This window comes from Vibrio sp. RM-41-2B (assembly GCF_024744415.1).
In the GTDB taxonomy this organism is placed as follows: domain Bacteria; phylum Pseudomonadota; class Gammaproteobacteria; order Enterobacterales; family Vibrionaceae; genus Vibrio; species Vibrio diabolicus.
On sequence record NZ_JAMQWD010000032.1, the window covers coordinates 49,167 to 61,017 of the forward strand.

Genomic DNA, 11,851 nt, shown 5'->3' on the forward strand with positions numbered 1-11,851 from the left:
AAGTTACTCGTCAATCTCAAGGGCACGTTTACCTTCATTGAGGTAGTTCTTCAAGTAACTATCGATCACTCGCGGGTTTTGGCCATCTTGAATCGCTAATACGCCATCCATGATCAAACGGCGATTTAGCGTTTCTTGGTCACGGCGAAGAGAAAGCTTATCCGCAATAGGGAAAAACACCATATTGGACAGGATCGCGCCATACAATGTGGTCAAGAGTGCAACGGCCATTGCTGGTCCAATCGCTTTAGGGTCATCCATGTTTGAAAGCATCGCAACAAGACCAACCAAGGTACCAATCATTCCCATCGCAGGAGCAACGTCGCCAAAGGCGCGAAATACACCAGTACCTTGCGTATGTCGTTCATCTGTAAGCGCGATGTCTTTTTTGAGTGCCGCTCTCACAACGTCGGCATCATGGCCATCAACCAGTAGATCAATGCCTTTCTGCATGAATGTGTTGTTTATTTCCATCTCTTCAAGAGCAAGAAAACCACCTTTACGCGCCGCGTCGGCCATTTCCACAATTTTTGCGATCAGGTCTTCGGGTTCATCCGCTTTAAACATGAAGGCTTTGCCAGCAATCTTTGTCGCACCAAAAAACTGTCCCATTGTGAACTTCATCAACACGACGAATATTGAGCCACCAACGACAATAAGGATCGACGTGACATCGACAAACATGCCGATGCTGCCACCAAGCACCATCGCCATAATGACGAATGCAAAACCACCAATCAAACCTAATAGGGTTGCTAAATCCACAAAGCACTCCTCACGCTATACTCAAATACTGCCATTGGGCGGATTATTACCTGTATCGACAACTCGCGCAGAATTTTTAGAAAAATCTTAGCTAATGGATCACAAATTACACCTAACAACCTCAACCAAAATATGGGGTTTCACCGCTTAGACTCGTTGAACGCTAATTTTGTGACAATTATATAAGGTTAAATTTGACCAAGTTACTAGGCTAAGGTAACTTTCGTGCATCTTACCCGAGGCTTGATTAAGGCAGAAAAAAGATGGCGGTCAAGAAACCAGAAAACATGACCTTTGAAGCAACCATTGAAGAGCTTGATAGCTTGGTTGATCAATTAGAAAATGGCGATCTTGCTCTAGATGATGCCCTGCGTAAGTTTGAACGAGGCATTGCCTTAGCTCGTGCAGGCCAAACTAAATTAAGCGACGCCGAACAGCGCGTGAGCATTCTTCTTAGTGAAGATGATGAAGCACCACTGAGTGACTTCAAACCAGATTCAGAATAACAATCAGTAGTGAGCAATGTGATGCAACAGACATTGACGTCTTTTCAACAAAGAAACAATCAGCAATTGAATTTGTGGCTCGATCAGCTTCCATATCAAGAGCAGCCATTGATTCAAGCAATGAAATACGGCCTTTTGCTAGGTGGAAAACGCGTTCGCCCTTTTCTTGTTTACATCACAGGTCAAATGCTCGGCTGTAAACCTGAAGACTTAGACACCCCCGCCGCTGCTATCGAATGTATACATGCCTACTCACTCATTCATGATGATCTGCCAGCCATGGACGATGATGAACTGCGTCGAGGTCAACCAACTTGTCATATTAAGTTTGATGAAGCAACCGCAATACTGACAGGTGACGCACTACAAACTCTTGCCTTCACTATTATTGCTGATGGTCAATTAAGCCCGGCGGCTGAAGCTCAACGCATCAACATGATCAAAGCCTTAGCGCATTCCTCTGGTGCCAGCGGCATGTGTGTAGGGCAAGCCTTAGATTTAGGCGCGGAAAATCGCCAAGTTTCTCTTGAAGAAATGGAAGAGATACACCGTAAAAAAACCGGAGCTCTGATTGATTGTGCGGTAAAATTAGGTGCATTAGCTGCTGGTGAGAAAGGTATCGAGGTTCTACCTCACTTGGAGCGCTACTCAAAAGCAATTGGTTTGGCGTTTCAGGTTCAAGACGATATTCTTGATATCATCAGTGACACAGAAACACTGGGTAAGCCTCAAGGTTCCGACCAAGGTCTGAATAAGAGCACTTATCCTTCCCTGCTGGGTTTAGAGGGAGCCATAGAGAAAGCTCACACTCTGTTACAGGAAGCACTTCAAGCATTGGAAGCTATCCCATACAATACTCAGTTACTCGAAGAGTTCGCCCGATATGTCATCGAGCGCAAAAATTAACACTATAAGCGCGCATTTATATGACTCTTGATATTTCAAAGTACCCAACACTGGCGTTAGCAAATACACCGGAAGAATTACGTCTTCTTCCGAAAGAAACATTACCAAATCTGTGTGATGAACTGCGAACGTATCTGCTAAATTCAGTGAGCCAATCTAGCGGACACTTAGCGTCTGGCTTAGGCACCGTAGAGCTAACTGTCGCTCTGCATTATGTTTACAACACCCCTATCGACAAATTGATCTGGGATGTTGGTCATCAGGCTTACCCGCACAAAATCCTCACCGGACGTCGCGATAAAATGCCAACAATTCGCCAAAAGGATGGTCTACACCCTTTCCCTTGGCGTGAAGAAAGTGAATATGACACCTTATCTGTCGGCCACTCTTCGACATCGATTAGTGCAGGTCTTGGCATGGCCATCAGCGCACAAAAAGAAGGTAAAGGTCGTAAAATCGTCAGTGTGATTGGTGATGGCGCAATTACAGCAGGCATGGCATTCGAAGCCATGAACCACGCTGGCGACGTTCATCCTGATATGTTGGTGATTCTGAACGACAACGAAATGTCGATTTCAGAAAACGTCGGCGCCCTGAATAACCACCTTGCGAAAGTACTTTCTGGCAGCTTGTACACTTCTATCCGTGAAGGCGGTAAAAAAGTGTTGTCTGGTGTTCCACCTATTAAAGAGTTGGTTCGCCGTACGGAAGAGCACCTAAAAGGCATGGTAGTGCCAGGCACTCTGTTTGAAGAGTTCGGCTTTAATTACATTGGCCCGATTGATGGACACGACGTCAATGAACTCGTCAAAACGCTAAAAAACATGCGTGAGCTCAAAGGCCCTCAATTCCTGCACATCATGACCAAGAAAGGCAAAGGTTATGAGCCTGCCGAGAAAGATCCTATCGGCTACCACGGTGTTCCTAAATTTGATCCAACGCATAACTGTCTACCGAAAAGCAGTGGCGGTAAGCCAACTTACTCAAAGATCTTCGGTGACTTTTTATGTGACATGGCGGCCCAAGATCCTAAGCTAATGGCAATTACGCCAGCAATGCGCGAAGGCTCGGGTATGGTTCGTTTCTCAAAAGAGTACCCAGACCAATACTTTGATGTGGCGATTGCTGAGCAGCACGCAGTGACACTGGCAACAGGCATGGCAATTGCGGGCGATCATCCAATCGTTGCTATCTATTCGACTTTCTTGCAACGTGGTTATGACCAATTGATCCACGACATCGCGATCATGGACTTACCAGTGATGTTTGCGATCGACCGCGCAGGTCTCGTTGGCGCAGATGGTCAAACTCACCAAGGCGCATTCGATCTAAGCTTTATGCGCTGTATTCCGAACATGGTGATCATGGCGCCAAGTGACGAAAACGAATGTCGACAAATGCTTTACACTGGCCATAAACATACTGGCCCTAGTGCGGTTCGATACCCTCGTGGTAGCGGGATGGGCGTAGAAATCGAAACTGAGTTTACGGCTTTAGAAATCGGTAAAGGACGCATGGTTCGACAAGGTGAAAAAGTTGCTATTCTGAACTTTGGTACTTTCTTGGGTAACGCGCTAGAAGCGGCAGAATACCTTAACGCCACTGTTGCTGATATGCGCTTTGTGAAGCCGCTCGATGAGGCATTGATTCGTCAACTAGCCGCAGATCATGACGTGCTCGTGACGTTAGAAGAAAATGTTATCGCGGGTGGTGCTGGTGCTGGTGTTGTTGAGTTCATGATGAAAGATAAAATCATTAAACCTGTGTTGAACCTAGGTTTACCAGATGAGTTTATTCATCAAGGAACACAAGATGAACTGCATGAAGAGCTTGGTCTCGATGCAAAAGGGATTGAAAAATCCATCTTGGATTATTTAGCAAAATAGAATTTAAAAAGGGATGCTCATGGCATCCCTTTTTTATGTCCAACGTTTAATTCATCCAGCCTGCGTATTTTGCGACTAGAAACAGGGCAACACCGGCCATAATTCCCGCCACGATATCATCAACCATAATACCCAGCCCACCGTGAACTCGCTTATCTAGCCACCCAATTGGCCAAGGTTTTACCATATCGAAAAAACGAAACAAGATGAAGCCAGTGATCAACCACTTCCATTCAGTGAGTGGAATATTCAGTGCAGGTACAATGCTCATCGTAATCCAAAAACCCGCAAACTCATCCCATACGATTGAACCATGATCATGTACTTTCATGTCTGCAGAGGTCACTTGGCATATTTGAATGCCGATCACACACGAAATCAGAACAACAATGACATACGCCGTAAATGGTAATTGTGCCAACAACAAAAATAAAGGCACGGCCGCCAGTGTGCCCATTGTTCCAGGGATAAACGGGGATAATCCACTGCCAAAACCCGTCGCCAATAGATGCCACGGGTTCTTTAATGAAATCAGAGAAAGAGGGTTGGTCATATCCTTAAACCTATACTGCTAGTTTGGTTTCAATCGTCATGCCTGCGAGTTACTCAATAGTAACAGGCTCTTGGCTAGAGCTTAGCTCAGATCATTTAAAGTGGTCGAAGCCACTTAAGTCCCAATCAAGTGGTTGATTGTTATCATGCAGCTCGAAGGTTCCATTTGGTCGGATTTGACCAATACATGTGACCTTACATCCAGTATGAGATAAAGCACTTTGTAACGAGCCTCGATTTTGCTCCGGCACGGTAAAACACAACTCGTATTCTTCGCCACTTGCTAAAGCATACTGCTGCGCGCTGATCTTATCATCTAAAAACTGGACTAATTCTGAAGAGATCGGTAACTGAGAGACATCAATACTCACCCCAACCTGAGATCGCTGTAAAATGTGCTTAATATCAGAGATTAAACCATCTGAGATATCAATCGCCGACGAAGCTAAGCCAACAAGAGCTTGTCCAGCAAGCACACGCGGAGAACTAAGGTAATGAGCTCGCTCTAATGCTTCCGCGCCGGCTCTGCTGCGCAGAGAGTCATCTAGAATCACATCCAAGCCAGCTTTTGCATCGCCAAGGTTTCCCGTTACGTATACCCAATCCCCAGGCTTTGCGCCGGATCGCGTGAGCGCTTTGTCTTCAGGTACAAAACCTTGCACCGTTAGTGTCAGACACAATGGCCCTTTGGTGGTATCACCGCCTATTAACTGAATACCATAGTAATCTGCCAGTTCGAAAAATGCATCACAGAAAGGTGCAAGCCATTCTTCATCTGGCTCAGGCATCGTTAATGCAAAGCTCACCCACGCAGGCGTTGCGCCCATCGCAGCCAAATCACTGATGTTAGAAGCCAATGCTTTGTGTGCGACCCATGCTGGGTTCGCGTCGGCTAAGAAATGCGTTCCAGCTACCAATGTATCCGTGCTAATCGCAATCTGAACATTAGCTGGCGCTTTGACCAAAGCGCAATCATCACCAGCGGCTAGATGGACATCTTTACGTTGGCTCTGACGACCGACGAAGTACTTGTCTATCAGATTAAATTCACCAGACATAATTCACTTACTTTTTGATGTAAAAGCTTTTGATACAAAAAAGGTCAGCATGTGCTGACCTTTTCATTGAAGAAATCGTTATTTCTTACGAATGTGAGGTGCTGCTTTATCAAGTACACCGTTCACAAACTTGTGGCTATCTTCTGCTGCGAAGACTTTTGCAAGTTCAATCGCTTCATTGATAACAACTTTGTAAGGAACATCTTCGCGACGAGTCATCTCGTACATAGCAAGGCGAAGAAGAGCAAGTTCCATCATATCTAAATCCTGCATAGGACGAGAGATGTATGGACGAATTTTGCTATCTAGCTCAGCGTGGCTAAGTACAACACCGCTTAATAGTTCCCGGAAGTAAGCTACGTCTGTCTCTGGAGCAGCAAGCGCTGGCTCAGATGCATGAAGTTCTTCTTCATCGTATTTGTCGCCAGACAAAAACTGTTCTTCAATCTTGGCAACATTCTCTTTAGTAATTTGCCATGAGTAGATCGCCTGTAAAGCGAATTGACGTGCGTTACGACGTGCGGCTGGTTTCACACTGGCCCCCATTAGGAATCAATTTCAGATAGTACATTAATCATTTCAAGTGCGCTTAGTGCAGCCTCTGCACCTTTATTACCAGCCTTGGTTCCTGCGCGTTCAATCGCTTGATCGATCGTATCAACAGTCAAAACACCAAATGCTACTGGAATGCTGAATTCCATAGACACTTGTGCTAGACCTTTGTTCATTTCACTACAAACATAGTCAAAGTGAGGCGTTCCACCGCGAATAACAGACCCTAGAGAAACAATAGCGTCGAATTTGCCAGTTTTAGCAACACGCTGAGCTACTAGAGGTAGTTCTACGGCACCTGGACAACGCACAACCGTGATGTTGTCTTCGCTTACTTGTCCGTGACGCTTTAGTGTATCGATCGCACCAGAAAGTAGGCTTTCGTTAATAAAACTGTTGAAACGAGAAATAACGATAGCAATTTTTGCATTTGGCGCTGGGAAGCCACCCTCGATCACTTTCATAAGCTTTCCTTTAACTCTATTTATAAGTGAAATATGTTCATCAAGTGAGAATCGCCGGATTCTAGCACAAATTTGTGAGCAATATCTAATGGAAATTGGAGGCAAATTACCGGTTCCTAGCCATTGACGAATTGAGTGCGTAAAAGACTAGGAACTTATTGTTCGGTTGTTACTCGCAGACGTACTCAACAACGTTCAGACCAAAACCACCTAACGCGTGGTACTTTTTGTTGGTCGATGACAGAAGGCGCATATCATGTACACCGAGATCCGCAAGAATCTGTGAACCAACGCCAACACGGCGAGACGTGCCTTGTTTTTTAGCAAGCGTTGGTGCTTCACCTTTGTCTTGCGCTTCAAACATCTTCACCCGATGAATAAGTAGATCGGTCGAATCTTCATGGCCAAGAACAACCAGCACACCACCTTCTTCACCAATGCGTTTCATTGCCTTGTCTAATGTCCAACTGCGCTCTGCGTTGCGATCGCTACGTAATAAATCAGTAAAGACATCTTGGAGGTGAACGCGAACCAATGGCGCTTTTTCTTTCAAATCGCCCTTGCACATTGCGTAGTGCACTTGGTTATCAATGGTGTCCTTGTACGTGACTAACGTGAACTCGCCAAACTCTGTCGGTAACTTGCACTCTGCCACACGTTCAATCGTTGTCTCAGTGTTATTGCGGTACTCAATTAGGTCGGCAATAGTGCCCAATTTAATACCGTGCTTCTCTGCAAAGATCTCTAGATCAGGGCGACGAGCCATGGTGCCGTCGTCATTTAAGATCTCAACAATAACCGATGCTGGCTCTAAACCAGCAAGGCGAGCCAAATCACAGCCAGCTTCAGTGTGACCTGCGCGAGTCAGTACACCGCCGTCTTGAGCTGCGAGAGGGAAGATATGACCAGGCTGCACCAAATCCGCAGCTTTGGCGTTTGGCGCAACTGCCGCTTGAACCGTACGTGCGCGATCCGCGGCTGAAATACCCGTCGTTACTCCTTCTGCCGCCTCAATAGAAACGGTAAAGTTGGTTGTGTATTGCGCATTATTGTCTTGCACCATTGGTGGCAGACCTAGGCTTTCGCAACGATCTTTGGTCATGGTTAAACAAATCAGGCCACGGCCATAGGTTGCCATAAAGTTGATGGCTTCCGGCGTAATATGCTCGGCAGCCATGATCAAGTCACCTTCATTCTCGCGGTCTTCATCATCCATTAGGATGACCATTTTGCCTGCGCGAATATCATCAATAATTTCTTGTGGCGTACTGATTGGCATAGTCTGTTTTCCCGTTATTCTAAATTTGTTATTGCGGCAGCAATGAAAAAATCATGTTGCAGTGAATGCTGGTGAGGTCAATAGTTTGAGCTTTGCACCAAGCAAGTCAATGAATCTCGCGGTGTTCTGTGAGTCTGCTCTTTATCGCATGCCTCACGCAGCCACTCCCAAGACTTATGCAAAACCGTTTTGCTGTAAAAAGTCCATCGAAATACGAGACTCGACCTTATCTTCTTGCTGTCCTTGCAGTAAACGCTCCATATAACGAGCAAGTACATCAACTTCTAAGTTTACTTTACGTCCCACTTGAAACTGGTCAATCGTAGTTTCTTCACTCGTATGAGGAACGATCGTCAGCTTAAAAGCATTTTTACGTAAGTCGTTGACAGTTAGGCTAATACCATCAACGGTAATCGAGCCTTTCTCTGCGACGTACTTGCTAATTTCCGCAGGCATTGCAACCCAAAACTCTATCGCGCGGCCAACTAAATTGCGTTCGACAATTTCACCAACCCCATCGACATGACCTGAAACGATATGTCCACCCAATCGCGTTGTTGGTAACATGGCTTTTTCTAGATTCACCTTATCGCCCACTTGGTATTCAGCAAACCCAGTTTTCTTCAAGGTTTCTAATGACAGATCAGCACTGTAATAGTGGCTTCCGAAGTCAACTACCGTTAAGCAAACACCATTGGTCGCAATGCTATCGCCTAACTTAACGTCTGACATATCAAGCGTACCAGTTTCAACCGTGACGGTGATGTCTTCACCCTTCGGCGTAATCGCAGCTAACTTGCCAACTGCTTCTACTATTCCTGTAAACATACTATTTCTTATCTAAGTTCTTTACGTTTGATGGTGGCGGTGATACGAATGTCTACCCCGACCATACGAACGTCTGTAATGTTTAAATCAATGACGTCAGCCATAGCGCTTAATCCTAAAGCACCGATAAGCCCCCGACCATCGCTGCCCATGAGTTTTGGCGCAAGGTAAACAATGAGCTCATCTACAAGATTAGCCTTTATCATCGCACTCGCTAGCGTGGCTCCAGCTTCAACCCATAAGTGATTGATGTGGTGCTCATCCGAGATACGCTTTAATGTTGTTGATAAGTCAATGTGGTCAGCGCTGTCCAATTGAGGGATACATTCTCCATCTGGGCTAACAATAACTCGCTCTCCATCGGTGTGGAACAGCTTGAGCGCATCCGTTAAATGGTTCTGACGGTCTAAGATTACACGTACTGGTTGACGAAGTTCTTCTCGTAAATACTGCGCTTGAACACTGGTAGGTAAGTCATCCCAACGCACATTGAGTGACGCATTATCATCAATCACCGTTTTGCTAGTAGAAAGAATGCCACCACTCATTGCTCGATAACGCTGCACATCTTGGCGGGCCGCTGGGGAGGTGATCCATTGGCTCTGCCCATTACTGAGCGCGCTTTGCCCATCCAAGCTGGCTGCCATTTTTAATTGAACAAACGGCATGCCTGTACGCATGTACTTTATAAAACCAGGGTTAAGGGCAAGGGCATCTTGCTCTAACAAGCCGACTTGTACTTCAACTCCGGCATCACGCAACATCTGGATACCCCGCCCCGCAACTTTAGGGTTTGGGTCTACCATTGCGCAAACCACACGTGCCACTTTGGCTTTAATTAGCCCTTCAGCACATGGCGGCGTACGGCCGTAATGAGAGCAAGGTTCGAGCGTCACATAAGCGGTTGCACCAACTGCTTTTTCACCCGCCATGCGCATCGCGTGCACTTCGGCATGCGGCTCACCAGCGCGGTGGTGATAGCCCTCACCAACAATTTCTTCATCACGAACGATGACGCACCCCACATTTGGATTTGGTGCGGTGGTATAAATGCCACGTCTCGCTAACTTAATAGCTCGTGACATCATGGCGAAATCTAAATCAGAAAACGCTCTTTCAGGAGTGTGTTGAGTCATGAGCTACTCAGTCTTCTAGGCGGGCAATCTCTTCGCCAAACTCGCGAATGTCTTCAAAGCTGCGGTAAACTGAGGCGAAACGGATATAAGCGACCTTGTCGAGCTCTTTGAGTTGGTCCATGACTAAATTACCAATCATTTCACTCGGAACCTCTCGCTCACCCGTCGCACGCAGTTGTGATTTGATCATACTGATCGCTAACTCTATAGAATCAGCACTCACTGGGCGTTTCTCTAAAGCGCGTTGAATACCGCCAACCATTTTATCTTCATCAAATGGTTCACGGTTACCATTCGATTTGATCACTTTAGGCATCACTAACTCTGCGCTTTCAAACGTAGTGAAACGCTCGCTACACGCCAAGCACTGACGGCGACGTCGAACTTGATGGCCATCAGCCACTAAACGGGAATCAATAACTTTGGTATCGTTCTCGGAACAAAAAGGACAATGCATATCACCTCCATATCTATACCCAAATAACCTCATGAGCAATCACGGCTAACCACGCGTTCATGGTTATACGGACTCTATTAAAGCTATTTGGGTATAACGCTTTCAAACCGAAATAAAAGCTCATGTAGTGTAGCGGAATTGGTATGTTAGACAAAACAAAAAGGGGCCCAAAGGCCCCTTTTTCACTCAAGATCTCGTTGAATGTGTTAACTGCGTGCTAAGTAATTCGCTTTACCAACCCACTTGTAGCTAGTTAGCTCTTCTAAGCCCATTGGACCACGGGCATGTAGCTTTTGCGTGGATACTGCGACTTCTGCGCCAAGGCCAAATTGCGCACCGTCTGTAAAGCGCGTTGAAGCATTCACATAAACCGCCGCGGAACCAGCAGAATTAATGAACAGTTCTGAGTTTTCCAAACTATTGGTCATGATCGCATCTGAGTGGCTCGCGTTATGAACACGCATATGATCAATTGCATCTTTCACATCAGACACAACTTTTACACCAAGGGTGTAGCTCAACCATTCCGTATCAAAGTCACCTTCAACAGCATCGCGAACTTGTTTCGCTTGCTCCATGAGTTCTTTTGCTTTTGGCTCTGCCACGAACGTCACTTTATCGTTCATGCGCTCTACGATCATTGGTAGGAATTGTGCTGCAATTTTTTCATGCACGAGCAGCGTATCTAGTGAGTTACACGCAGATGGACGTTGAACTTTAGAGTTCTCAACCACATTCAGGGATTTCTCTAGATCAGCGGATTCGTCGACAAAGATATGGCTAATACCAAAGCCGCCAATAATCACCGGAATCGTGCTGTTTTCTTTACACATTTTGTGTAGGCTAGCACCACCGCGTGGAATGATCATGTCGACGTAATCGTCCAGTTTAAGCAGTTGAGAGACTAGCTCACGATCTGGCTTTTCAATGTACTGAACCGAAGCGGCAGGAAGGTTCGCCTTTGCTAGCGCAGACTGAATAACCTTTACCAATTCCATATTCGAGAAAAATGTCTCTTTGCCGCCACGCAAAATGCTTGCGTTGCCGGTTTTCAAGCACAGCGCCGCAATATCAATAGTCACGTTAGGACGCGCTTCATAAATTACGCCCACAACACCCAGTGGTACGCGGCGGCGAGACAATGACATCCCATTTTCCAGTACCTTACTGTCGATTTCGCTGCCTACAGGATCGTTCAAGCTAATGACGTTGCGAACATCATTCGCAATTGCAGTCAATCGTTCTTCATTCAGCAAAAGGCGATCAAGCAGTGCGTCGGTTAAACCCGCTTCACGGCCAAGTTCGATGTCTTTAGCGTTTGCCGCCAAAATAGCAACGGAGTTTGCTTCTAGCTCATCAGCAATGATGGCTAATGCTTGGTTCTTCTGCGCAGTTGACGCTGTCGCTAATTCGAAAGCTGCATCTTTAGCAGCTTTACCCATATTCGTTAAATCCACTTTGC

The 11,851-nt window shown here is 46.0% G+C and carries 13 protein-coding genes; 3 read left to right on the forward strand and 10 right to left on the reverse strand.

Going from position 1 to position 11,851, the window contains the following annotated elements; all coding sequences use genetic code 11:
• Positions 1 to 3: 3 nt before the first annotated feature.
• Complete coding sequence (gene pomA, locus NB463_RS16395; protein WP_005381564.1) at positions 4 to 765, reverse strand: flagellar motor protein PomA; 762 nt, start codon at positions 763 to 765, stop codon at positions 4 to 6.
• A 263-nt stretch (positions 766 to 1,028) separates the two neighbouring features.
• Between pomA and xseB the strand changes: the two genes are divergently transcribed.
• The 3 genes from xseB to dxs are packed head-to-tail and all read left to right on the forward strand — an operon-like array spanning position 1,029 to position 4,063.
• Positions 1,029 to 1,271 (forward strand): exodeoxyribonuclease VII small subunit, encoded by a 243-nt coding sequence (gene xseB / locus NB463_RS16400; protein ID WP_005381566.1) that lies wholly within the window; start codon positions 1,029 to 1,031, stop codon positions 1,269 to 1,271.
• A gap of 21 nt (positions 1,272 to 1,292) precedes the next feature.
• Positions 1,293 to 2,177 (forward strand): (2E,6E)-farnesyl diphosphate synthase, encoded by an 885-nt coding sequence (ispA, locus tag NB463_RS16405; protein WP_005383621.1) that lies wholly within the window; start codon positions 1,293 to 1,295, stop codon positions 2,175 to 2,177.
• A 20-nt stretch (positions 2,178 to 2,197) separates the two neighbouring features.
• Entirely contained in the window at positions 2,198 to 4,063 is a 1,866-nt protein-coding gene (gene dxs, locus NB463_RS16410) for a 1-deoxy-D-xylulose-5-phosphate synthase (RefSeq protein ID WP_047010153.1), read from the forward strand.
• A 46-nt stretch (positions 4,064 to 4,109) separates the two neighbouring features.
• Here dxs and pgpA read toward each other — a convergent pair whose 3' ends face one another.
• From pgpA to NB463_RS16455, 9 genes are all read right to left on the reverse strand, one after another.
• Positions 4,110 to 4,616, reverse strand: a complete 507-nt coding sequence (pgpA, locus tag NB463_RS16415; RefSeq protein ID WP_213886771.1) for a phosphatidylglycerophosphatase A — start codon at positions 4,614 to 4,616, stop codon at positions 4,110 to 4,112.
• A gap of 91 nt (positions 4,617 to 4,707) precedes the next feature.
• Complete coding sequence (thiL, locus tag NB463_RS16420) at positions 4,708 to 5,673, reverse strand: thiamine-phosphate kinase (protein WP_005381570.1); 966 nt, start codon at positions 5,671 to 5,673, stop codon at positions 4,708 to 4,710.
• A gap of 78 nt (positions 5,674 to 5,751) precedes the next feature.
• Entirely contained in the window at positions 5,752 to 6,219 is a 468-nt protein-coding gene (gene nusB / locus NB463_RS16425; protein WP_005381571.1) for a transcription antitermination factor NusB, read from the reverse strand.
• Positions 6,219 to 6,689: a 6,7-dimethyl-8-ribityllumazine synthase gene (gene ribH / locus NB463_RS16430; protein WP_005381572.1), complete on the reverse strand. Its 471-nt coding sequence runs from the start codon at positions 6,687 to 6,689 to the stop codon at positions 6,219 to 6,221. The genes nusB and ribH overlap by 1 nt, the downstream gene beginning before the upstream one ends.
• Positions 6,690 to 6,858: 169 nt before the next feature.
• Positions 6,859 to 7,968, reverse strand: a complete 1,110-nt coding sequence (gene ribBA / locus NB463_RS16435; protein ID WP_114323819.1) for a bifunctional 3,4-dihydroxy-2-butanone-4-phosphate synthase/GTP cyclohydrolase II — start codon at positions 7,966 to 7,968, stop codon at positions 6,859 to 6,861.
• A gap of 174 nt (positions 7,969 to 8,142) precedes the next feature.
• Positions 8,143 to 8,796: a riboflavin synthase gene (locus tag NB463_RS16440; protein WP_258431806.1), complete on the reverse strand. Its 654-nt coding sequence runs from the start codon at positions 8,794 to 8,796 to the stop codon at positions 8,143 to 8,145.
• Positions 8,797 to 8,804: 8 nt separating this feature from the next.
• Positions 8,805 to 9,932: a bifunctional diaminohydroxyphosphoribosylaminopyrimidine deaminase/5-amino-6-(5-phosphoribosylamino)uracil reductase RibD gene (gene ribD, locus NB463_RS16445; protein WP_258431807.1), complete on the reverse strand. Its 1,128-nt coding sequence runs from the start codon at positions 9,930 to 9,932 to the stop codon at positions 8,805 to 8,807.
• Between the two features lie 7 nt (positions 9,933 to 9,939).
• Positions 9,940 to 10,389 carry a transcriptional regulator NrdR gene (gene nrdR / locus NB463_RS16450; RefSeq protein WP_005381578.1) on the reverse strand — a complete coding sequence of 150 codons (450 nt, stop codon included), beginning with the start codon at positions 10,387 to 10,389 and terminating at the stop codon, positions 9,940 to 9,942.
• 206 nt (positions 10,390 to 10,595) lie between these two features.
• Positions 10,596 to 11,846 carry a glutamate-5-semialdehyde dehydrogenase gene (locus tag NB463_RS16455; protein WP_257082781.1) on the reverse strand — a complete coding sequence of 417 codons (1,251 nt, stop codon included), beginning with the start codon at positions 11,844 to 11,846 and terminating at the stop codon, positions 10,596 to 10,598.
• Positions 11,847 to 11,851: the final 5 nt, after the last annotated feature.